The sequence below is a fragment of the Methylobacterium ajmalii genome, assembly GCF_036448855.1.
Taxonomy (GTDB): domain Bacteria; phylum Pseudomonadota; class Alphaproteobacteria; order Rhizobiales; family Beijerinckiaceae; genus Methylobacterium; species Methylobacterium ajmalii.
The window spans coordinates 33,886-56,421 of sequence record NZ_JAZFXT010000054.1 but is presented as its reverse complement, the minus strand read 5'-3'; the positions used below and the strand labels follow the sequence as shown (position 1 = coordinate 56,421).

15 protein-coding genes and 1 tRNA gene are annotated in these 22,536 nt (G+C 68.5%); 1 reads left to right on the top strand and 15 read right to left on the bottom strand.

Features of this window, described 5'->3' with window-relative positions:
• From V3T34_RS22535 to V3T34_RS22490, 10 genes are all read right to left on the bottom strand, one after another.
• Positions 1–127, bottom strand: a 127-nt coding sequence (locus V3T34_RS22535) for a GTP-binding protein (RefSeq protein WP_248312706.1), incomplete at its 3' end; no start/stop codon positions are given.
• Between the two features lie 119 nt (positions 128–246).
• A complete protein-coding gene (gene fusA, locus V3T34_RS22530; RefSeq protein WP_060849028.1) occupies positions 247–2,322 on the bottom strand; it encodes an elongation factor G in 2,076 nt (691 codons plus the stop codon).
• Between the two features lie 57 nt (positions 2,323–2,379).
• Positions 2,380–2,850 (bottom strand): 30S ribosomal protein S7, encoded by a 471-nt coding sequence (gene rpsG / locus V3T34_RS22525; protein ID WP_060849029.1) that lies wholly within the window; start codon positions 2,848–2,850, stop codon positions 2,380–2,382.
• Between the two features lie 132 nt (positions 2,851–2,982).
• On the bottom strand, positions 2,983–3,354 hold the full coding sequence (gene rpsL / locus V3T34_RS22520) for a 30S ribosomal protein S12 (RefSeq protein ID WP_048429408.1): 372 nt from the start codon (positions 3,352–3,354) through the stop codon (positions 2,983–2,985).
• A gap of 433 nt (positions 3,355–3,787) precedes the next feature.
• Positions 3,788–7,993: a DNA-directed RNA polymerase subunit beta' gene (gene rpoC / locus V3T34_RS22515; protein WP_060849030.1), complete on the bottom strand. Its 4,206-nt coding sequence runs from the start codon at positions 7,991–7,993 to the stop codon at positions 3,788–3,790.
• Positions 7,994–8,128: 135 nt separating this feature from the next.
• Complete coding sequence (gene rpoB / locus V3T34_RS22510) at positions 8,129–12,253, bottom strand: DNA-directed RNA polymerase subunit beta (protein ID WP_060849031.1); 4,125 nt, start codon at positions 12,251–12,253, stop codon at positions 8,129–8,131.
• A 271-nt stretch (positions 12,254–12,524) separates the two neighbouring features.
• Positions 12,525–12,902: a 50S ribosomal protein L7/L12 gene (gene rplL, locus V3T34_RS22505; RefSeq protein ID WP_060849032.1), complete on the bottom strand. Its 378-nt coding sequence runs from the start codon at positions 12,900–12,902 to the stop codon at positions 12,525–12,527.
• Positions 12,903–12,953: 51 nt separating this feature from the next.
• Entirely contained in the window at positions 12,954–13,487 is a 534-nt protein-coding gene (gene rplJ, locus V3T34_RS22500; protein WP_091752944.1) for a 50S ribosomal protein L10, read from the bottom strand.
• 516 nt (positions 13,488–14,003) lie between these two features.
• Positions 14,004–15,401: an esterase-like activity of phytase family protein gene (locus tag V3T34_RS22495; RefSeq protein ID WP_305078698.1), complete on the bottom strand. Its 1,398-nt coding sequence runs from the start codon at positions 15,399–15,401 to the stop codon at positions 14,004–14,006.
• A 113-nt stretch (positions 15,402–15,514) separates the two neighbouring features.
• Positions 15,515–17,203 carry a histidine kinase famiy protein gene (locus V3T34_RS22490; RefSeq protein WP_305078697.1) on the bottom strand — a complete coding sequence of 563 codons (1,689 nt, stop codon included), beginning with the start codon at positions 17,201–17,203 and terminating at the stop codon, positions 15,515–15,517.
• Positions 17,204–17,448: 245 nt separating this feature from the next.
• Here V3T34_RS22490 and V3T34_RS22485 point away from each other — a divergent pair.
• Positions 17,449–17,525: transfer RNA gene (locus tag V3T34_RS22485), tRNA-Pro, on the top strand.
• Positions 17,526–17,641: 116 nt separating this feature from the next.
• On the opposite strand, the gene V3T34_RS22480 is transcribed toward V3T34_RS22485, so the two are convergent.
• From V3T34_RS22480 to V3T34_RS22460, 5 genes are all read right to left on the bottom strand, one after another.
• The gene (locus V3T34_RS22480) at positions 17,642–18,187 is read right to left on the bottom strand and encodes a site-specific integrase (protein ID WP_305078696.1); all 546 of its coding nucleotides are present in this window, start codon (positions 18,185–18,187) and stop codon (positions 17,642–17,644) included.
• Positions 18,188–18,462: 275 nt separating this feature from the next.
• Positions 18,463–18,807 carry an ATPase inhibitor subunit zeta gene (locus V3T34_RS22475; protein ID WP_060849036.1) on the bottom strand — a complete coding sequence of 115 codons (345 nt, stop codon included), beginning with the start codon at positions 18,805–18,807 and terminating at the stop codon, positions 18,463–18,465.
• A gap of 40 nt (positions 18,808–18,847) precedes the next feature.
• The gene (locus V3T34_RS22470; RefSeq protein WP_407942753.1) at positions 18,848–19,540 is read right to left on the bottom strand and encodes a helix-turn-helix domain-containing protein; all 693 of its coding nucleotides are present in this window, start codon (positions 19,538–19,540) and stop codon (positions 18,848–18,850) included.
• 564 nt (positions 19,541–20,104) lie between these two features.
• Complete coding sequence (gene fixJ, locus V3T34_RS22465; RefSeq protein WP_060849038.1) at positions 20,105–20,713, bottom strand: response regulator FixJ; 609 nt, start codon at positions 20,711–20,713, stop codon at positions 20,105–20,107.
• Positions 20,703–22,247 (bottom strand): two-component system sensor histidine kinase NtrB, encoded by a 1,545-nt coding sequence (locus tag V3T34_RS22460; protein WP_305078694.1) that lies wholly within the window; start codon positions 22,245–22,247, stop codon positions 20,703–20,705. The genes fixJ and V3T34_RS22460 overlap by 11 nt, the downstream gene beginning before the upstream one ends.
• Between the last annotated feature and the right edge of the window lie 289 nt (positions 22,248–22,536).

Genomic DNA, 22,536 nt, shown 5'->3' with positions numbered 1-22,536 from the left:
TCGCGCCACCGGACTCGGCCAGCACCTTGGTGATCGCCGCGGTCAGCGAGGTCTTGCCATGGTCAACGTGACCGATGGTGCCGATGTTGCAGTGCGGCTTCGTCCGCGAAAACTTTTCCTTGGCCATCGCCAATACTCCGTCGATCGAATGCGTGCGTAATAGTCTGGATCGGTGCCCACCTGGGCGGGCACCGGAGGCTGAGAGCCGGCCCGGACCCGGGCCATCTCATCAAGCGTCGTTTCGCCTTAGGCGTACTTGGCAACCACCTTCTCGGCCTCGCCGCGCGGGACCTCTTCGTAGTGGTCGAACTGCATCGTGAAGTTCGCGCGGCCCTGGGTGAAGGAGCGCAGCTGGTTCACGTAGCCGAACATGTTGGCGAGCGGCACCATCGCGTTGATGACGTTCGCATTGCCCCGCATGTCCTGGCCCTGGATCTGGCCGCGGCGGGAGTTCAGGTCGCCGATGACCGAACCGGTGTAGTCCTCCGGGGTCACGACCTCGACCTTCATCACCGGCTCGAGCAGGACCGAGCCGCCCTTCTGCAGCGCCTCGCGGAGCGCGGCCCGCGACGCGATCTCGAAGGCCAGCGCCGAGGAGTCGACCTCGTGGTAGGCGCCGTCGACCAGCTCCACCTTGATGTCGACTACCGGGAAGCCCGCCAGGATACCGGCGGTCAGCACGCTGTTGAGGCCCTTCTCGACGCCCGGGATGTACTCCTTGGGCACCGAGCCGCCGACGATCTTCGACTCGAACGCGTAGCCGGCGCCCGGCTCGTTCGGCTCGACCACGAACTTCACCCGCGCGAACTGGCCGGTACCACCGGTCTGCTTCTTGTGGGTGTAGTCGATCTCAGTGCGCTTGGTCAGCTTCTCCCGGTACGCGACCTGCGGCTGGCCGATATTGGCCTCGACCTTATAGGTGCGCTTCAGGATGTCGACCTTGATGTCGAGGTGCAGCTCGCCCATCCCCTTGAGGATGGTCTGGCCCGACTCCTGGTCCGTGGAGACCCGGAAGGACGGATCCTCGGCGGCGAGCTTCGAGAGCGCGATGCCGAGCTTCTCCTGGTCCGCCTTGGACTTGGGCTCGACGGCGATCTCGATGACCGGCTCCGGGAACTCCATCTTCTCGAGGATCACGGCCTTGACCGGATCGCACAGCGTGTCGCCGGTGCGGGTGTCCTTGAGACCCGCGAGCGCTACGATGTCACCGGCGAACGCCTCCTTGATGTCCTCGCGGTTGTTCGCGTGCATCAGGAGCATGCGGCCGACCCGCTCCTTCTTGTCGCGGGTCGAGTTGATGACGTTCGCGCCCGAATCTACCTTGCCCGAGTACACGCGGCAGAACGTGATCGTGCCGACGTGGGGATCGTCCATGATCTTGAAGGCGAGCATGGAGAAGGGATCGGAGTCCAGCGGACGCCGGATCGTCTCTTCCTCGGTCTTGTAGTCGATGCCCTTGATCTCGCCGCGATCGGCGGGAGACGGCAGGTAGTCGACGACGCCGTCGAGCAGGGGCTGCACGCCCTTGTTCTTGAACGCCGAGCCGCACAGCACCGGGTGGAAGGCGCGACGCTGCACCGCCGTGCGCACCAGCTTGCGCATGGCATCCTCGTCCGGCTCGGTGCCGTCGAGGTAGGCCGCCATGGCGTCGTCGTCCATCTCGACGCAGGCCTCGACCAGCTTGGTGCGGTACTCCGCAGCCTGATCGGCGAGGTCGGCCGGGATCTCCTCCTCGGAGTAGTTGGCGCCGAGCGCCTCACCCGACCACACGATCGCCTTCATCTTGATCAGGTCGATCACGCCCTTGAAGGAGCTCTCGGAACCGATCGGCAGCTGCAGGCAGACCGGCTTGCCGGCCACGCGGTCGATGATGTCGGCGACGCACTTGAAGAAGTCGGCGCCGATCTTGTCCATCTTGTTGACGAACACGATGCGCGGAACGTCGTACTTGTCGGCCTGGCGCCACACCGTCTCGGTCTGCGGCTCGACGCCCTGGTTGCCGTCGAGCACGCACACGGCGCCGTCGAGCACGCGGAGCGAACGCTCGACCTCGATGGTGAAGTCGACGTGGCCGGGGGTGTCGATGATGTTCAGGCGCTTGTCGCGCCAGAAGCAGGTGGTCGCAGCCGAGGTGATCGTGATGCCACGCTCCTGCTCCTGCTCCATCCAGTCCATGGTGGCGGCGCCCTCATGGACCTCGCCGATCTTATGGGACTTGCCGGTGTAGTAGAGGATCCGCTCGGTCGTCGTGGTCTTGCCGGCATCGATGTGGGCCATGATGCCGAAGTTGCGGTAGTCCTCGATCGCGTGCGTGCGGGGCATCGGGGGGCTCCTGAAGGTAGGGGCCGCCGCACCAGGAGGGCGGCGGCGAAGCGGCTTTTACCAGCGGTAGTGCGAGAACGCGCGGTTGGCCTCGGCCATCCGGTGGGTGTCCTCGCGCTTCTTCACGGCGTTGCCGCGGTTGTTGGCGGCGTCGAGCAGCTCGGCCGACAGGCGCTCGACCATGGTGCGGTCGTTGCGCGAGCGGGCGGCCTGGATCAGCCAGCGGATCGCCAGCGCCTGGCGGCGCTCGGTGCGGACCTCGACCGGGACCTGGTAGGTCGCGCCGCCGACGCGGCGGGAGCGGACCTCGATCGCCGGGGCGACGTTCTCGAGAGCGGCGCGGAACACCTCGATCGGGTTCGCCTTGGCGCGGGCCTCGATGATGTCGAACGCGCCGTACACGATGGTCTCGGCGACCGACTTCTTGCCCTCGTACATCACCGAGTTCATGAACTTGGTGAGGACGATGTCGCCGTACTTGGCGTCGGGGATGATCTCGCGCTTCTCGGCGCTGTGGCGGCGGGACATCGCTCGCTCCGTCTTAACGTCTAAAAATCAACTGTTGTGCCCCGCGCAGGCCGCCTCAGCATGTTGCCGGCGACATCCTTGCAGGACAGGCGATAGATTACCGGTCCGTATCTCGACTGACGTCGGACAGGCTTACTTCGGGCGCTTGGCGCCGTACTTCGAGCGACGCTGCTTGCGGTTCTTGACGCCCTGGGTGTCGAGCACGCCGCGCAGGATGTGGTAGCGTACGCCCGGAAGATCCTTCACGCGGCCGCCGCGGATCATCACCACGGAGTGCTCCTGAAGGTTGTGGCCCTCGCCCGGGATGTAGCCGATGACCTCGAAGCCGTTGGTCAGGCGGACCTTGGCGACCTTACGCAGCGCCGAGTTCGGCTTCTTCGGGGTCGTGGTGTAGACGCGGGTGCAGACGCCACGCTTCTGCGGGCAGGCATCGAGAGCCGGCACCTTGTTGCGGGCCTTCTGCGCCTTCCGCGGATTGGCGATCAGCTGGTTGATCGTCGGCATGCCATTCCTCTCGCAACGCGTCGCCGTCCTGGCGACCGTCGTTTCTCAAATCTCGTCTGAACGACCGTCGCCCCGGGATGGAGCGCAACGCAATTCGCGCCCCAGGCTGAAACCAGCCTTTGGCGCGCCATGCGAGCAGAGGACCACCGAGGGACGAGCCCCAGCGATCATGCCGGTCTGACACGTGTCAGTCGCTTGAAGTTCGGTCGCGTTTAGGAGACTTGGATCGAGGCACGAGGGGCACGTCGATCAGCTGTCGCCTACGGCCAGCCGTTCAGTAGGAGGGCCTATTACGGGCTGGTGGCCGGGGCGTCAAGCAGAAACTTTCCTTTAAAGCTTGGCTGCTTACGCGAAAAGGCCGGCGCCCCTCACGGGGCGCCGGCCTCTGTTTGGAACGTGCGGCGGGCACGATGCCCGCCGGAAGCCCCCTGCCCTACTCGGCCGCCGGAAGCCGCTCGGCGACCGCCGCGCCGCTCTCCGCCGACTTCTGGGCCATGATCAGGCCGTCGCGGCGACGCGCGATCGACTTGATGTCGGCGATCATCGCGCCGGTGCCCGCCGGGATCAGCGAGCCGACGATGACGTTCTCCTTCAGGCCCTCGAGGTTGTCGACCTTGCCGTTGACCGCCGCCTCGGTGAGGACGCGGGTGGTCTCCTGGAACGAGGCCGCCGAGATGAACGAGCGGGTCTGCAGCGACGCCTTGGTGATGCCAAGCAGGACCGGGACGCCCTGGATCGGCTTCTTGCCCTCGGCGAGCAGCTTCTCGTTGAACTCGGCCAGCTCCATCCGGTCGATCTGGTCGCCCGTCAGGATCTCGGAATCGCCGCCGTCGGTGATCTCCACCTTCTGCAGCATCTGCCGGACGATGACCTCGATGTGCTTGTCGTTGATCGACACGCCCTGGAGCCGGTAGACCTCCTGGATCTCGTTGACGAGGTAGGCGGCGAGCTCCTCCACGCCCTTGATCGCCAGGATGTCGTGCGGCGCCGGGTTGCCGTCGACGATGAAGTCGCCGAGCTCGACCACGTCGCCGTCCTGCAGGTGGATGTGCTTGCCCTTCGGGATCAGGTACTCCACCGGCTCGGAGCCGTCGTGCGGGGTCAGGCTCAGGCGGCGCTTGTTCTTGTAATCGCGCCCGAACGAGATCGTGCCGGACTTCTCGGCGATGATCGCCGCGTCCTTCGGCCGGCGCGCCTCGAACAGCTCCGCCACCCGCGGCAGACCGCCGGTGATGTCGCGGGTCTTGGCGCTGTCGGTCGAGACGCGGGCGAGGATGTCGCCGGCCTTGACCCGGGTGCCCGGGTCGACGCCGATGATCGCCTCCACCGGCAGGATCGAGCGGGCATCCGAGCCGCGCGGCAGCTTCTGCACCCGGCCGTTCTGGTCGTGGACCGCGATCGCCGGACGCAGGTCCGCCGTCCGCGCCGAGCCGCGCCAGTCGATGACGACGCGCTTGGCGATGCCGGTCGACTCGTCGGTCGTCTCGGTGATCGACTGGCCGTCGATCAGGTCCTCGTAGGCCACGATGCCGTCGATCTCGGTCAGGATCGGCCGGGTGTAGGGATCCCACTCGGCGATGCGCTGGCCGCGCTTGATCGCGTCGCCCTCGTCGACCCGGACGCGGGCGCCGTATTGCAGGCGGTGGACCGCCCGCTCGGTGCCGTCCGGCCCGACGATTACCACCGCGACGTTGCGGCCGATCGCGACGAGATCGCCGTCCGAGTTGCGGGCGAGACCCCGGTTGCGGATCCGGACCGTGCCCTCGAAGCTCGACTCGATGAAGGACGAGTCGGCGATCTGGGCCGCGCCGCCGATGTGGAAGGTGCGCATCGTGAGCTGGGTGCCCGGCTCGCCGATCGACTGCGCCGCGATGACGCCGACGGCCTCGCCCATGTTGACGGGCGTGCCGCGGGCGAGATCGCGCCCATAGCAGGTGGCGCAGACGCCGTTCCGGGTCGCGCAGACCAGGACCGAGCGGATCTTCACCTCCTGGATGCCGGCCTTGGTGATCGGCTCGAGGTGCTTCTCCTCGATCGTCTCACCCTTGGCGACGATGATCGAGCCGTCGTTGGCGACCAAGTCCTCGGCCGTCGCGCGGCCGAGGATGCGGGTCGCCAGCGAGGCCACGACCTGGCCGGCATCGATGATCGCACGCATCCGGATGCCGTTCTCGGTGCCGCAATCCACCTCGCGGATCACCGCGTCCTGCGCCACGTCGACGAGGCGGCGGGTCAGGTAGCCGGAGTTGGCGGTCTTGAGCGCGGTATCGGCGAGGCCCTTGCGGGCGCCGTGGGTCGAGTTGAAGTACTCGAGAACGTCGAGGCCTTCCTTGAAGTTCGAGATGATCGGGGTCTCGATGATCTCGCCCGACGGCTTGGCCATCAGGCCGCGCATCGCCGCGAGCTGCTTCATCTGCGCCGGCGAGCCACGGGCGCCCGAGTGGCTCATCATGTAGATCGAGTTGACCTGCTTGTCGGCGCCATGCTCGTCCTTCTGCACGGACGAGATGCGGTTCATCATCTCGCCGGCGAGACGGTCGGAGCACTTGGCCCAGGCGTCCACGACCTTGTTGTACTTCTCGCCCTGGGTGATCAGGCCGTCCTGGTACTGCTGCTCGTAGTCCTTCACGAGTGTGCGGGTCTCGTCGACGATCGACCACTTGTTGTCCGGCACCACCATGTCGTCCTTGCCGAACGAGATGCCGGCGCGGAAGGCGTGGATGAAGCCGAGACCCATGATGCGATCGCAGAAGATCACCGACTCCTTCTGACCGCAATGGCGGTAGACGGTGTCGATCATCGCCGAGATCTCCTTCTTCGTCATCAGCTTGTTGACGACGTCGAAGGGAACGCGCTTGTGGCGCGGCAGCACGCTCGACAGGATCACGCGGCCCGGGGTGGTGTCGTAGATCCGCGAGACCTCGTTGCCCTCGGAATCCAGGCCCCTCCAGCGCCACTTGATCTTGGTGTGCAGGGTCACGGTGCGGGCCGCGAGCGCATGCTCGAGCTCGCCGAAATCACCGAACACGCCCCGCATCGGGTTCTTGGGATCGTTCGGCTTGTGCTCACCCGGCGAGCCGTCGGCGACGATCGACAGGTAGTACAGGCCGAGCACGATGTCCTGCGACGGCACGATGATCGGCGCGCCGTTGGCCGGGTGCAGGATGTTGTTCGTCGACATCATGAGGACGCGCGCTTCCAGCTGCGCCTCGAGCGACAGCGGGACGTGCACGGCCATCTGGTCGCCGTCGAAGTCGGCGTTGAACGCAGCGCAGACCAGCGGGTGCAGCTGGATCGCCTTGCCCTCGATCAGCTTCGGCTCGAAGGCCTGGATGCCGAGCCGGTGCAGCGTCGGCGCCCGGTTCAGCATCACGGGATGCTCGCGGATCACCTCGTCCAGGATGTCCCAGACCTCCGGCTTCTCCTTCTCGACGAGCTTCTTCGCTTGCTTCACCGTCGCCGAGAAGCCCTTAGCGTCGAGGCGCGCGTAGATGAACGGCTTGAACAGCTCGAGCGCCATCTTCTTGGGCAGCCCGCACTGGTGCAGCTTCAGCTCCGGGCCCACCACGATGACCGAACGGCCGGAATAGTCCACGCGCTTGCCGAGCAGGTTCTGGCGGAACCGGCCCTGCTTGCCCTTCAGCATGTCGGCGAGCGACTTCAGCGGGCGCTTGTTAGCGCCGGTGATGACGCGACCGCGACGGCCGTTGTCGAACAGCGCGTCGACCGCCTCCTGCAGCATCCGCTTCTCGTTGCGGATGATGATGTCCGGCGCGCGCAGCTCGATCAGCCGCTTGAGGCGGTTGTTGCGGTTGATGACGCGGCGGTAGAGGTCGTTGAGGTCCGAGGTCGCGAAGCGGCCGCCGTCCAGCGGCACGAGCGGGCGCAGATCCGGCGGGATCACCGGGACGACGGTCAGGATCATCCACTCGGGCCGGTTGCCCGACATCTGGAACGCCTCGATGATCTTGAGGCGCTTCAGGAGCTTCTTGGGCTTCAGCTCGGAGGTGGTGGTGGCGATCTCCTCGCGCAGGTCGGCCGCGATCTTGTCGAGGTCGAGCTCCTGCAGGATGCGCCGGATCGCCTCCGCGCCGATCATGGCGGTGAAGCTGTCCTCGCCGTACTCCTCCTGCGCGCGCAGGTACTCCTCCTCCGAGAGGAGCTGACGCTCCTTCAGGGGGGTGAGGCCCGGCTCGATGGTGACGTAGGACTCGAAGTACAGGATGCGCTCGAGGTCCTTGAGCGCCATGTCGAGAAGCAGGCCGATGCGGCTCGGCAGCGACTTCAGGAACCAGATGTGGGCGACGGGCGCGGCGAGCTCGATATGGCCCATGCGGTCGCGGCGCACGCGCGCGAGGGTGACCTCGACGCCGCACTTCTCGCAGATCACGCCCTTGTACTTCATGCGCTTGTACTTGCCGCACAAGCACTCGTAGTCCTTGATCGGCCCGAAGATCCGAGCACAGAACAAGCCGTCGCGCTCGGGCTTGAACGTGCGGTAGTTGATGGTCTCGGGCTTCTTGATCTCGCCGTAGGACCAGGACAGGATCTTCTCAGGCGACGAGATCGAGATCTTGATCTGGTCGAAGCTCTGAGGCTGAGCCTGCTGGTTGAAAAGATTCATGACCTCTTGGTTCATGATCTGCTCCTTGGCTGACGGGGCGCCGCGAAGGGCCGAGCCGGGGCCGCCGTCTGAGGGAAACGGGTTTCGGCGGCCGGGGCCCTCGTGAAGAGGACCCCGCCGCCGTCTTTAGTCGGTCGTGTCGGGGCAGGCCTACTCGGCCGCCTCCGGGGGCGCCTCGAGCTGGTCGTTCGCCGCGCGCTTGGAGGACAGGAGCTCGACGTTGAGGCCGAGCGACCGCATCTCCTTCACCAGCACGTTGAAGCTCTCGGGGATGCCCGCCTCGAAGGTGTCGTCGCCGCGCACGATGGCCTCGTAGACCTTCGTGCGGCCGGCGACGTCGTCGGACTTCACCGTCAGCATCTCCTGCAGCGTATAGGCGGCGCCGTAGGCTTCGAGGGCCCACACCTCCATCTCGCCGAAGCGCTGGCCGCCGAACTGCGCCTTGCCGCCCAGCGGCTGCTGGGTGACGAGCGAGTACGGGCCGATCGAGCGCGCGTGGATCTTGTCGTCCACCAAGTGGTGCAGCTTCAGCATGTAGATGTAGCCGACCGTGACCTTGCGGTCGAAGGGCTCGCCGGTGCGCCCGTCATAGAGCGTCGACTGGCCCGACCGGTCGAGGCCGGCCATCTCCAGCATCGTCTCGATGTCGGCTTCCTTGGCGCCGTTGAACACCGGGGTGGCCATCGGGACGCCGCGGCGCAGGTTGTTGCCGACCTCGGCGAGGTCCTGGTCGGTCAGGCCGGCCAGTTCCGATTCGCTGTAGATCGCCTTCATCCGCTCGCGCAGGGGCTCGATGTCGTGGGTGCGCAGGTACGCGTCCACGGCCTGCGAGACCTGCCGGCCGAGGCCCGCGGCGGCCCAGCCCAGATGCGTCTCGAGGATCTGGCCGACGTTCATCCGGCTCGGCACGCCGAGCGGGTTGAGCACGATGTCGGCGTGGGTGCCGTCCTCCAGGAACGGCATGTCCTCGATCGGCACGATGCGCGAGACGACGCCCTTGTTGCCGTGCCGGCCCGCCATCTTGTCGCCGGGCTGGATCTTGCGCTTCACCGCCACGAAGACCTTGACCATCTTCATGACGCCGGGGGGCAGCTCGTCGCCGCGCTGCAGCTTCTCGACCTTGTCGAGGAAGCGCTGCTCGAGGCGCTTCTTCGACTCGTCGTACTGCTTCTGCATCGCCTCCATCTCGGTCATGAGACGGTCTTCGACGACGGCGAACTGCCACCACTGCGACCGGGGGTACTCGGTCAAGAGCTCGCGGGTGAGCGTGGTCTCCTTCTTGAACCCCTTCGGCCCCGCCACCGGCGACTGGCCGACCAGCAGGTCGCCGAGGCGCGCGTAGGTGTTGCGGTCGAGGATCGCCTGCTCGTCGTCGCGGTCCTTGGCGAGACGCTCGATCTCCTCGCGCTCGATGGCCTGGGCGCGCTCGTCCTTGTCGACGCCGTGGCGGTTGAACACCCGGACCTCGACGATCGTCCCGGTGACGCCCGGCGGCACCCGCAGCGAGGTGTCGCGCACGTCCGAGGCCTTCTCGCCGAAGATGGCGCGGAGGAGCTTCTCCTCCGGCGTCATCGGGCTCTCGCCCTTCGGGGTGATCTTGCCGACCAGGATGTCGCCGGCGTGGACCTCGGCGCCGATATAGACGATGCCGGCCTCGTCGAGGTTCTTGAGCGCCTCCTCCGAGACGTTCGGGATGTCGCGGGTGATTTCCTCCGGACCCAGCTTGGTGTCGCGGGCCATCACCTCGAACTCCTCGATGTGGATCGAGGTGAACACGTCATCCTTCACGATCCGCTCGGAGAGCAGGATCGAGTCCTCGAAGTTGTAGCCGTTCCACGGCATGAACGCGACGAGCACGTTCCGGCCGAGCGCCAGCTCGCCGAACTCGGTCGAGGGACCGTCGGCGATGATGTCGCCCTTCTTCACCACGTCGCCGACGCGCACGAGCGGCTTCTGGGTGATGCAGGTCGACTGGTTGGAGCGCTGGAACTTCTGCAGGCGATAGATGTCGACGCCGGGCTTCGAGGCGTCAGCCTCGTCGGTGGCGCGGATGACGATACGGGTCGCATCGACCTGGTCGATGATGCCCGCGCGCCGGGCGCCGATGGCGGCACCCGAATCGCGCGCCACCACGGCCTCCATGCCGGTGCCGACGAAGGGCGCGTCGGCGCGAACCAGCGGCACCGCCTGGCGCTGCATGTTCGAGCCCATCAGCGCGCGGTTGGCGTCGTCGTTCTCGAGGAACGGAATCAGCGCCGCGGCGACCGACACGAGCTGCTTGGGCGATACGTCCATCAGGTCGACGCGCTCGGGGCCGACGACGATGACCTCGCCCGCCCGGCGGCAGACCACGAGGTCCTCCGTGAGCTTACGGTTCTCGTCCATCACCGCGTTCGCCTGGGCGACGTGGTACTTCGCCTCCTCCATGGCGGACAGGTAGGCGACCTCGTCGGTGACCACGCCGTCGCGCACGCGGCGGAACGGGGTCTCGATGAAGCCGTACTTGTTCACCCGGGCGAAGGTCGCGAGCGAGTTGATCAGGCCGATGTTCGGGCCTTCCGGCGTCTCGATCGGGCAGATGCGGCCGTAATGGGTCGGGTGCACGTCGCGCACCTCGAAGCCGGCGCGCTCGCGGGTCAGACCGCCCGGGCCGAGCGCCGACAGGCGGCGCTTGTGCGTCACCTCGGAGAGCGGGTTGGTCTGGTCCATGAACTGCGACAGCTGCGACGAGCCGAAGAACTCGCGCACCGCGGCCGCGGCGGGCTTCGCGTTGATCAGGTCCTGCGGCATCACGGTGTCGATGTCGACCGACGACATCCGCTCCTTGATGGCGCGCTCCATGCGCAGGAGGCCCAGGCGGTACTGGTTCTCCATCAGCTCGCCGACCGAGCGCACCCGGCGGTTGCCGAGGTGGTCGATGTCGTCGATCTCGCCCTTGCCGTCGCGCAGGTCGACGAGCGCCTTGACGACCGCCAGCATGTCCTCGCGCCGCAGCGTCCGCACGGTGTCGGCCGCGTCGAGGTCGAGGCGCATGTTCATCTTCACGCGGCCGACGGCCGAGAGGTCGTAGCGCTCCGCGTCGAAGAACAGCGAGTGGAACATCGCCTCGGCGGTGTCGAGGGTCGGCGGCTCGCCCGGGCGCATCACCCGGTAGATGTCGAACAGCGCGCCCTCGCGGGCCGAGTTCTTGTCGACCGCGAGCGTGTTGCGGATGTAGGGACCGATGTTGACGTGGTCGATGTCGAGGACCGGGATCTCCTCGATGCCGACGTCGGTCAGGCCCTTGAGGACCTTCTCGCTGATCTCGTCGCCGGCCTCGGCGTAGATTTCGCCGGTCTTGTAGTTGACCATGTCCTCGGCGATGTACTGGCCGATCAGGTCCTCGTCGGTAGCGCGCAGCGCCTTCACGCCCTTCTCGGCGATCTGGCGGGCGGCCCGCGCGGTCAGCTTCTTGCCGGCCTCGAGCACCACCTCGCCCGACTCGGCGTCGATGAGGTCGGTGGTGGCCTTGAAGCCCTTCAGCCGCTCAGCGTCGTAGGGCACGCGCCAGTCGTGGCCGTCGCGCACATAGGCGACGCGGTTGTAGAAGGTCGAGAGGATCTCCTCGCCGTCGAGGCCGAGAGCGAAGAGCAGCGAGGTGACCGGGATCTTGCGCTTGCGGTCGATGCGCGCGTGCACGATGTCCTTGGCGTCGAACTCGACGTCGAGCCAGGAGCCGCGATACGGGATGATGCGCGCCGCGAACAGGAGCTTGCCCGAGGAGTGGGTCTTGCCCTTGTCGTGGTCGAAGAACACGCCCGGCGAGCGGTGCATCTGCGAGACGATGACGCGCTCGGTGCCGTTGACGATGAAGGTGCCGTTCTCCGTCATCAGGGGCATGTCGCCCATGTAGACGTCCTGCTCCTTGATGTCTTTGACCGACTTGGCGCCGGTATCGGGATCGACATCGAACACGATCAGCCGCAGCGTCACCTTGAGCGGCGCGGCGAAGGTGATGCCGCGCTGGCGGCATTCGTCGACGTCGTACTTCGGCTGCTCGAACGTGTACTTCACGAACTCGAGGAGCGCGGTCGAGGAGAAGTCGGAGATCGGGAAGACGGACTTGAAGACCGATTGCAGGCCCTCGTCGCCGCGCCCACCCTCGGGCTCGTCCACCATCAGGAACTGGTCGTATGACGCCTTCTGGACCTCGATGAGGTTCGGCATCTCGGCGACTTCCCGAATCTTGCCGAAGAACTTGCGAATGCGCTTGCGACCGACCAGCGTGTTGGCCATGGGTTGACCTCGCTCCTCATCCACCGCTTATACGGCCCCGGTGGGACGCCGGCCGAATCGGACCCGCATCAAACCTGCCGTGACCGCGCGGGCCGCCCGTGATCGGCCGCCCGCATCCCTTGAAACCTATATGGTGATCCGTGCCCCGGATCCCGAGGGGGTGCGCTTAAAGCGACCATAGCCCGCGAGCGCGAGGCCCGCGGGCTGGTGGCCCCGGACCGGCCGAGGCCGGTACCGGAGCGCGGGGCGGGCCGGAAGGCCCGCCACCGTCTTACTTGAGCTCGACCTTCGCGCCGGCCTTCTCGAGCTGGGCCTTGAGCTTGGCGGCGTCGTCCTTGGACACGCCCTCCTTGACCGGCTTCGGAGCGCCCTCGACCAGGTCCTTGGCCTCCTTGAGGCCGAGACCGGTGATCGCGCGGACCTCCTTGATGACCTCGATCTTCTTGTCGCCGGCCGAGGCCAGGACAACGGTGAACTCGGTCTGCTCCTCGACGGGGGCGGCAGCGGCGCCACCGGCCGGGCCGGCGGCGACGGCGACGGCGGCAGCCGCCGAGACGCCCCACTTCTCCTCGAGCATCTTCGCGAGCTCGGCAGCCTCGAGAACGGTCAGCGAGGACAGGTCGTCGACGAGCTTGGCAAGATCAGCCATTTTTCACTTCCTGATGTTGTCGGTTTGAACGGTTTCGACTCGAACAGCCCGTTAGGCCGCTTCGTCGGCCTGGGCGTCGCCGGTCTTGGCATAGGCCCCGAACACGCGCGCGAGCTTGGCGGCCGGCGCGTTGACGACCTGGGCGATCTTCGTCGCGGGAGCCTGGACAAGGCCCACGAGCTTGGCGCGCAGCTCATCGAGGGACGGCAGCGAGGCCAGGGCCTTCACGCCGTCCGGGTTCAGGGCGGTCGTCCCCATGGCCCCGCCGAGGATCACCAACTTGTCGTTGGCCTTGGCGAAGTCCACCGCCACCTTGGCGGCCGCGACCGGATCGCTCGAATAGGCGAGCAGGGTCGGGCCCTTCAGGAGGGGCTGGATGGAGGCGACGTCCGTGCCTTCGAGAGCGATGTTGGCGAGGCGGTTCTTCGCGACCTTCACGGTGGCGCCGGCCTGCTTCATCTGCGAGCGCAGCTTCTGCATGTCGGCGACCGTGAGGCCCTTGTAGTGGGCCACGACGACGACGGAGGTGTTGGTGAACACCCCGTTGAGCGTCGAGACGAGATCAGCTTTTGCTGCTCTGTCCACCTTGGCTCTCTCCGGTTGGCGGAACCCGGATGGGCCCCGCCGGTTGCAGTTGCCGCCCAGGATGAGCCGGGGCCTTGCGAGAAGACCGCGACGTCCTGAACGACGCTTTCACGGCCCTGCCCCCGATACGAAGAACCTCGCGGCCCCGCGCCTCGGGTGAGATTGGTTCAAACCGACGCCCCGCCGGCCCGGATGGGCTGTGGGGCGGTGAAATTCGGTCTTCCCCGTCTGTGCAGGCGGCTATTAAGCCGGCGAACCGGCGCCTGCAGTCTCGGACAGGACATGGCCGGACGGGGCGCGAGGGGTTTCCCCCTGAGCCCTTCCGGCCACTTCGGCCACCCGGTCGCCCGGGAGCCTCTCTCAAGGACGGGCCGATCGGCCCAATCCTTTCGAACTTGGAAACGTGGAGCCGGGTCTATAGCGGCGTGCAATCCGCCTGCCAAGACCCCGGGACGGGAAAATCAGGCCCTCGCGGGAGGAAATTCGGTCGCAGGGGAGTGCCCCGGGTCCGCGTTCCTATTTCGCCTTCAGGAAGTCGCCCACCTCCAGCAGCACGAACTCGTTGTCGTCGACCTGGTGCGGGTCGCGGCTGGCCGAGAACGGCAGGTTGTTGTCGTTGCCGACGACGATGTGGGTGTCGTCGACCCGGTCGACGTTCTCGATCGTCAGGAACGGGAAGGCGAGCGCCCCGTCGGTCAGGGGCTTGCGCGCCTTCTTGCCGGGGTCGGCGATGCGCATCAGGTCGATCGAGCCGATCTTGCGCACCGGGCCGCCCTGGTTGGCGTCGGTCATCTCGATCTTGAACACGCGCTTGAAACTGGCCGGGACCGAGAAGCAGTCCGGCCCCTTCTGGCCGGCCGGGCAGGCCTTGTCGGCGGTGCCCTCGCCGTCGTCGCGCTCGATCACGAGGCCGGTCGTGGCGTCGATCAGGTTGAAATCCCCGATGGCGTGGCCGTTCGCATCCAGCGGATACAGCCAGGAGCGGCCGGTCCAGGCCCGGGCACCGGTGTCGAATTCGAGGATGCGCAGCACCTCCTTGCCGTCGCGGGTCTCGAACGCCTTAGCGTCGGCGTCCCAGAGCGGGCCCTCCAGCAGCGCGTAGAGCCGGCTGCCGTCCGGCGAGGCCGCCATGCCCTCGAAGCCCTTGGAGCGGCGGGCATTGAACGCGACCGCGCCGCCCGGCATCGCCGGGGTGGTGACCGCCGGGTTGTCGGGGGAACGCACCGGCTTGCCCGAGGCCGTTGTCTCGATCACCGCCTGCACCTTGCCGCTGCGGTCGACCTCGATCAGGAACGGGCCGAATTCCTCGCCGATCCAGATCCGGTCGCCGACGAACTGGAAGCTCTCGGGGTCGAAGTCGCTGCCGGTGAGGTAGCGGCTCTCGCTCGCCTCGTTGGCGATGCGGAACGGCACCTTCCGGTCGGGATCGCGCAGATAGATCGTCTCCAGGCGCTCGACGCCGCCCTTGTCGAAGTCGATCCGGTAGCGGTTGAGGTACAGCATCGCGTCGGGCGAGTTCGCCTTGGTGCCGAAGCCGTTGTCGGTCAGCACCCAGTAGGTGCCGTCCGGCATGTGCTTGATGCCGGAATGGCCCTGGAGCGGCTGGCCGCGCAGGGGCAGCTTCATGCTGGTCGTCCGCCCCATCGACTGCGCCTCGACCGTGCCGACCGCCTCGACCCGGCGCCCGGTGGTGAACTTGCCCGGCGTGGCGAGGTCCCTGGGCGCGTCCGCCGGCAGGGGCGCGACGCCGTCGGCCGGCAGCACCGCGTGGCCGGCGAGCGTCGCCGGGAAGGTCGGGACGGCTTGAGCCTGCGCGGGCTGCGCTTGCAGCGCCTGACCCTGCGGGGCCTGCGCCAGGGCGGCGGTGGCGACCGACATCAGCAGCGTGAGGGCGAGAACGGAACGGCGCGGCATGGAAGATCCTCGGGCGGCTTTTGAGCGCGCCCGTTCCTTGCGGATCTCCCATGTCAGCCAGGTGACGACAGGCGGCGACGACAGCTGCTCCGGTGCGATCCGGGTGCGCGGCCTCAGCCGTGATGCGGCTCGCCCGGGGCCGGCATCCGCTTCGCGCCGCGGTCGAGGGCGGAGCGGATGCGGTCGGCGAGCTCGGCCTTGCGGTAGGGCTTGCCGAGCACGTCCATGGTCGGGGTCGCGGGCCCCTGCGCCACCAGGTCCTCGTTGTAGCCGGTGGTGAGCAGCACCGGCAGGTCCGGCCGCAGGCGCCCGGCCCGCTCGGCCAGCACCAGACCGTTGACGCTGCCCGGCATCACGATGTCGGAGAACAGGAGGTCGATGCGCGCCTCGCGACCCAGGATCTCGAGCGCCTCCTCGCCGTCGCGGGCGGTGAGCACGCCGTAGCCGAGGCTCTCCAGGTATTCGCGGGCGAGCGCCCGCACGTCGTCGCTGTCCTCGACCACCAGGACGGTCTCGTCGCCGCGCCGCAGCACCGCCTTCGGCTCGACGGGCTCCTCCTCGGTCGAGGCGTCGTGGCCGGCGGGAAACAGCATCGTGATGGTGGTGCCGCCCTCGGCCTCGGCGGACCGCGGCCGGGACTCGATCTCCAATCGGCCCCGCGACTGCTGCACGAAGCCGTGCGCCATGGCGAGGCCGAGGCCGGTGCCCTTGCCCGGGCCCTTGGTCGAGAAGAACGGCTCGGTCGCCCGCTCGGCGACCCCGGGCGGCATCCCCTCCCCTTCGTCGCGGACCCGGAGCGCGACGTAGTCGCCGGGCGGCAGGGCGCGGGCCTTGCCGTTGCCGTTGAGGTGGACGGGCGCGGTCGAGATCGTCACCGTGCCGCCCGCCGGCATCGCGTCGCGGGCGTTGATGAGCACGTTGAGGAGCGCCATCTCGAGATTGGTGCGGTCGAGGGTGACGGCGGGCAGCCGCGGCGTCAGATCGAGGCGCACCGAGACGTTGCGGCCGAGCGTGCTCTCCGCCACCTCGGCGAAGGCCAGCACCAGGGCGTTGAGGTTGAGCGGGCGCGGCTCGAGCCGCGCCTTGCGGGCGAAGGACAGGAGCTGCTTCGTCAGCTTCGCGCCGCGCTCGGCGGCGCCGGCCGCGTTGGCGAGCTGGCGCTGCGCCCGCTCGCTCGTGACCGAGCCCCGGGCCAGTTCGAGGTTGCCGGTGACGACCTGCAGCAGGTTGTTGAAGTCGTGGGCGAGGCCGGCGGTGAGCTGGCCGATCGCCTCCATCTTCTGCGCCTGGCGATACGCCTGCTCCGAGACCCGGCGCCGGGTCACGTCGAGCTGCGAGGCGAAGAAGTAGACGATCTCCCCGGCCTCGTCGAAGACCGGGCCGATGAAGATGCCGTTCCAGAACGGCGAGCCGTCGCGCTTGTAGTTGAGGATCTCGGTGGCGATCGCCCGGCGCTCGGCGACCGCCTGGCGCAGCTCGGCCACGGTCTCGCGGCTGGTCTCCGGCCCCTGCAGGAAGCGGCAGTTGCGGCCGATCAGCTCGGCTTGCGTGTAGCCGGTGAGGTCCTGGAACGCCCGGTTGGCGAACGCGATCGGGTTGTCGGGCTGCCGGGGATCGGTCAGGATCATCGGCATCCGGGTCATCTCGATCGCGGCGAAGAACACGCTGCCGCGGTCGTCGAGACCGGGCTCGCGGATCGTCGCCGATTTCAGATGCGCCAGGGACGGCGCCTCGGCGGAGTGGCTCTCGCCCGGCTCCGCCATCCCGGCCTGCATCGGCCCGGCCCGATCGTCCTCGCTCACGCCATCCCGCCGGTATCGACCGTCCCTGTGAGCCGCGACAATGGGGGGCGAGACCAGATCGTGCAAGGTTTTCCTGCCCGCGCCCGTTGCGCCCTCCCCGCCTCGCTCCTCCCTCGGGCCGCCCGGGACGGGCCGCACCCCGGAACCGAGCCGGCTTCAAGAAACTCGGCCGGGCCGCACGAACGGCCTTGCGGCCCCCGGGGCCCCTCGCTATAAGCCCCCTCGTCGGCCGGCGGCCGGCCGTTCGGAGTGTAGCGCAGTCTGGTAGCGCACCACGTTCGGGACGTGGGGGTCGCAGGTTCAAATCCTGCCACTCCGACCATTTTCCCCTAGGGGGAATGTGTCTTCCCGAGAACAAGCCTGGAGCCCGGCCACAGGTTCGTGCAAAGATCGGCCCTCAAGGCCCGGCTACATGTTTCGGCCGCTGGTTCGGTTCGGTCAGGCCGCCTTCTTCTCGCGCTTGCCGCCAAAAGCCGCCCTCACCCCTTTCATGTGGCTCGGCGAGTGGTGCCCGTATCGGCGCTCGATCATCTCGACGGTCATGCCGACGTAGCCGGCCAGCTCCCGGATATCGACGCCAGCCTGCATCCCCCACGTGACCGCGGTGTGCCGAAGCGAGTGCCTGACGACGTCGTCGCCGAAGCCCAGATCGTGGCACAGGTTCGCGAACGAGCGCTTCGTCGACCCGACCGGCTTGCCGTTCCGCTCGACGACATGCCGCTGACCCAGGACATGGTGCCACCGCCACAGGTGGGTCACGAGGTTGTCGGGCATCCGGACCGTCGGCGCGCGCTTGTTCTCGGCCTCCTTCCGGCCGATAGCCTTGCGGTGGAAGATGGCGACCCGCTTGATCACCGGCAGCCGGACCTTGCGCTCGTAGACCTGGCCGTCGACGGTGACGCTCTCGACGTGGTCCTCCATGGAGGTCTGGGTCGTGAGCTCCATCCTGGGCTTGCCCTCGACCTTGACGAAGACCGCGCCCATGCCTGCCGGACCGGGGACGACCTGCCGGAGATCCGGGACTGGGTCTGGCCGTAACCGCCCGCCCCGTCCCATCCGGACCCGAGCCGGGCCGAGGGCGGCCTCGGTGCGGGGGGTAGGTCGGGGGACGCCCAAGCCGCCTCGGACGGCGTCCGGCCCGACGCGGCGCCGGGCCCGGCGAGAGCGGCGCGGCGCGATCGCCTCGCCGGTCGCGGATCTTGGTCGGGCCCAGGCAATCGCTCCCGGGAGTCCGCGCGCCGTCGCGAGGGTGGCGCGGCCTACGGCGACGAGGCGGCATCCGGCGCAGGACCGGGCCGGCCCTCCGCCCGGGCGAGGCCGGCGCAGCGCCGCATCTCCTGGCGCAGCACGGAGACCGGCTCGTCGGCACCGCCCGCCGCGAGTTCCAGGGCGAGGCGCGCCAGGACCGCCTCGTCGTCGAGGGGCACCGTCTGGGCGACGAAGGCGGCGGTGAAACGCGCGCTCGCCTGGGGATCGAGGCGCATCCGCTCGCAGGCCCATCGCGCCAGGAGCCGGTTGCGACGGCTGCGCTCCTGGAAGCGCGTGCTCTCCTCGTGGACGAACCGGCGCTCGAAGGCCCGCTCGCGTTCATCGAACGTCATCATGACACCCTCCCGTGACGAGCCTCCCGCGCGCCGCGGCCATTCAATCCTCGACGAGCCGGTGCATCCGGTCGTGGTGCAGGCAGACCTGCCGGCCGCCGGAGCGCTGGAGCGCCCCCTCGCCTTCCAGTTGCGAGAACGTCCGCGAGACGGTCTCGATGGTCAGCCCGAGATAGTCGGCGATGTCCCGGCGCGGCATCGGCAGGTCGAAGGTGCCGGTACCGCCCATCCGCGCGTCAACGTCGAGCAGGAAGGCCGCGACGCGCTCCTGCGCCGACCGTCGCCCGAGCAGCAGCATGTGGTCCTGGGCGTGGCGCAGGGAGCGCTTCGCCAGGCTCCAGAGCTGGCAGGCGACCTCCGCCCGGACGGCGGCGATCCGCTCGATCTGGCGCCGCTTGAAGATCAGGACCCGGGTTCCCGACAGGGCCTCGGCGGTGTGCCGGTGGGTCTCGGCCTGCTCGAAGCCGAACAGGTCGCCCGGCAGGTGAAAGCCGGTGACCTGGCGCCGGCCGTCGCTCAGGATCTTGTGGGTGCGGACCGCGCCATGAAGCACGCGATAGACGCTCTCGGCCTCCTCCCCGTCGCCGAAGATCTCCTCCTCGCGGGCATAGGCGAGCGGCGTGCCGACGAATTCCGGGCAGCCGGAGAAGAGACCGGCGCCGTCGCGTGTCGGAAACGGTGTGCGCAGGCTCGCGGTCGCACGCCGGACCGGAGGGCGGACCATCTCTCGCGACATCGATGCGTCCCTCATCCTCGCCGTGGAAGCGGCGAAGGTGTCAGGAACCGCGTCGGACCGACATTCCGGCCCGTCGCTTAAGTAGACCCCCTTAAGGACAACCCCTTATCGGCCGGCGGCCCGACCCGGAGGCGGGCGTGCCGGGCCGCCGGGAGGCCGACGACAGCCTCCAACGCGAGCGGCTCGTCGAGGAGGGGTACGCCGGCCTCGCGGGCGCGGGTCGGGATGTCCGGTGATCAGGACCGCGGGAATGTCGGTTCCGATGGCGCGCAGGCGACGGCAGGCCTCGAGCCCGTCCATCTGCGGCATCATCTGGTTGAGCAGCACGCGCCGGGGACAGGGATCGGGGAAGGCCGGCAGGCGTTCGGGTCCGCTGGCGAAGGTTCGACGCGGTGCCCCTCGCTCTCGAACAGCAAGCGGGTCGACTGCAGGACGGCGGGGTCGTCGTCGACGAGGCAGAGGGGTGAGGCGTGTGGCATCGGACCGCCGCGGGATCGAGGCTCGGCTACGGGAGCCGATCCTCGGCCACCGCCCCGCTGCCCGCCTTGATCTGCCTCAAACGCGTCAGGCGAGGCCGGCCAGCACCGCCCGGCGCACGAGGTCCTGGACGCTGGCCGCCTGCGTCTTGGCCATCAGCTTCGCCCGGTAGATCTCGACGGTGCGCGGGCTGATGCCGAGGGCGCGGCCGATCTCCTTGCTGGTGGCGCCGGCGACCAGGCGGTCCAGGACCTGGCGCTCGCGCTCGCTGAGCGTCTCCACCCGGTGCAGGAAGTCCTGCACCGCCGGGTCGGCCGCGATCCCGGTGCGGCCGGGAGACAGGGCGGTGCGCAAGGCCCGAAGCAGCACCTCGTCGCCGAAGGGCTTCTCGATGAAGTCGCAGGCCCCACGCTTCATCGCCTCCACGGCGAGCGGGACGTCGCCGTGGCCCGTCATCACGACGATGGGCACCGCGTGCCTGGCCTCGCGCAGGCGGCGAAGCAGTTCGAGGCCGTCGATGCCGGGCATGCGGATGTCGGTCAGGATGCAGCCCGCCGCCGGCATGGCCAGCCGCTCGAGCAGCTCCGTGCCGGTTTCGTAGAGGCGGACGGTGAAGCCGGAGGTTTCGAGCAGGAAGGCGAGCGAATCCCGCAGGGCGGGGTCGTCCTCCACGATGTGCACCGTCTCAGCCGCCATGGTCCGGCTCCTCGTCATGCGTCGCCGGGAGGCCGAGCCGGAAGGTCGCGCCGCCGGACGCGTTGCGCTCCACCGTGAGGCGCCCGCCATGCGCCTCGACGATGGTGCGGCAGATCGAGAGCCCGACGCCCATGCCGCCCGGCTTGGTGGTGACGAAGGGCTGGAACAGGCGCTCGGCCAAGTCCTCGGCGATCCCCGGTCCGGTATCCGAGACGGCGATCTCAACCTCGTCGGGGGGATTGAGCCGGACCTCGATGCCGAGCTCGCGGACCGGGCTGCGCGCCATCGCCTCGCGGGCGTTGCGGATCAGGTTGACCAGGACCTGCTGGACCTGGACCCGGTCGGCGAGCACGCAGCCGATCCGCTCGTCCAGGCGGAGGTGCAGGGCGATGCCCTGCTCGCGGGCCCCGACCATCGCCAGCGCGCAGGCGTCCTCGATCAGCTCCGCGACCGGCTCGATGCGCCGCTCGGTCTTACCCGGGGCGATGAAGTCGCGCAGGCGGCGGATGATCTGGCCGGCCCGCAGCGCCTGCTCGGCGACCTTGTCGAGGATCTCGACCGCCGTGGCGACGGTGCCGGGATCGGGATCGGGATCGGCGAGGAGGCGGCGGCAGCCCCTGGTGTAGTTGGCGATGGCCCCGAGCGGCTGGTTGAGCTCGTGGGCGAGCAACGCCGCCATCTCGCCCATCGCGCTCAGGCGCGACACGTGGGCCAGCTCGGACTGGAGTTCCTGCAGGCGGGCCTGGATCCGCTGGTACTCGGTGAGGTTGTGGATGAAGCCCGTGAAGAAGACCCGCGGGCCCGAGCGCATCTCGCCGATGGCGAGATCCATCGGGAAGGTCGAGCCGTCGCGCCTGCGGCCGGTGACCTCCCGGCTGGTGCCGATGATGCGCCGCTCCCGCGTATGGCGGTAGCGGGCGAGGTGGCCGTCGTGCTCGCCCCGCGCGGCCTCTGGCATCAGGAGCCGGACGTTCCGCCCGACCGCCTCGCCGGCCGAGTAGCCGAACAGGCGCTCGGCGGCGGCGCTGAAGAAGCGGATCTGGCCGACCTCGTCGATGACCACCATCGCCTCCGGAACGGTGTCGAGGATCGAGCGCAGGTGGGCCTCCCGGGCGCGCAGGTCCGCCTCGACCCGCTTCTGCTCGTCGATGCTGACGACGATCCCCCGGTGCCGGAGCGGTCGACCGGCGTCGTCGAGATGCACCTGTCCCCGGGAGCGCACCCAGCAGACCTCTCCGCCGGGCCGGGTGACGCGGTAGGCGAGATCGTAGGGCCCGCCATCCTTCAGCGCCCGCTGGATGGTCTGCGCCCTGATGCGCCGGTCGTCCGCGTGCACCACGGCCTGGGTCGCCGCGAACGTTGTCAGATCGGCGGGCGGAACGCCGAAGACGCGCACGCAGGCCGGCGAGACCGCGACCCGGCCCGTCGAGAAGTCCAGCGACCAGACGCAGACGCCGACCTCGTCGAGGGTCTCGCGAAGCTCATCGGGGGTCGACGTGCCGGCACCGCCCTGATCCACCGCGAATGCAGTCATCGTATGGTTCATCGCTCTGTGAGAGGGACAGCCCTGGAGCCGGAGCGCCGCCGATCACTGGTTCGAACGGCTGATCCGTAAGTTATCTTTTGTTAAATCTCTGCCTCCAATTGTTCGTCTCGCTCAATCATGCATGAATCACCTGTGTTATGCCAAGAGTCTACAGCAGAGGCCCGGTATTCCACCGGAGAGGTTAGGAGCGGCCACCGTCCCGCGGCCGTGCCGGCCGGCCCCGTCCCGTCGATGCGGGCGACCGGTCCGGACGGGCCCAGCGCGCATCCGGGGCGCA

Excerpts from the sequence above, each read along its gene's own strand:
- fusA (WP_060849028.1), bottom strand. The coding sequence starts at position 2,322 with ATGCCCCGCACGCACGCGATCGAGGACTACCGCAACTTCGGCATCATG.
- rpsG (WP_060849029.1), bottom strand. The coding sequence starts at position 2,850 with ATGTCCCGCCGCCACAGCGCCGAGAAGCGCGAGATCATCCCCGACGCC.
- rpsL (WP_048429408.1), bottom strand. The coding sequence starts at position 3,354 with ATGCCGACGATCAACCAGCTGATCGCCAATCCGCGGAAGGCGCAGAAG.
- rpoC (WP_060849030.1), bottom strand. The coding sequence starts at position 7,993 with ATGAACCAAGAGGTCATGAATCTTTTCAACCAGCAGGCTCAGCCTCAG.
- rpoB (WP_060849031.1), bottom strand. The coding sequence starts at position 12,253 with ATGGCCAACACGCTGGTCGGTCGCAAGCGCATTCGCAAGTTCTTCGGC.
- rplL (WP_060849032.1), bottom strand. The coding sequence starts at position 12,902 with ATGGCTGATCTTGCCAAGCTCGTCGACGACCTGTCCTCGCTGACCGTT.
- V3T34_RS22495 (WP_305078698.1), bottom strand. The coding sequence starts at position 15,401 with ATGCCGCGCCGTTCCGTTCTCGCCCTCACGCTGCTGATGTCGGTCGCC.
- V3T34_RS22480 (WP_305078696.1), bottom strand. The coding sequence starts at position 18,187 with ATGGGCGCGGTCTTCGTCAAGGTCGAGGGCAAGCCCAGGATGGAGCTC.
- V3T34_RS22475 (WP_060849036.1), bottom strand. The coding sequence starts at position 18,807 with ATGATGACGTTCGATGAACGCGAGCGGGCCTTCGAGCGCCGGTTCGTC.
- V3T34_RS22470 (WP_407942753.1), bottom strand. The coding sequence starts at position 19,540 with ATGTCGCGAGAGATGGTCCGCCCTCCGGTCCGGCGTGCGACCGCGAGC.
- fixJ (WP_060849038.1), bottom strand. The coding sequence starts at position 20,713 with ATGGCGGCTGAGACGGTGCACATCGTGGAGGACGACCCCGCCCTGCGG.
- V3T34_RS22460 (WP_305078694.1), bottom strand. The coding sequence starts at position 22,247 with ATGACTGCATTCGCGGTGGATCAGGGCGGTGCCGGCACGTCGACCCCC.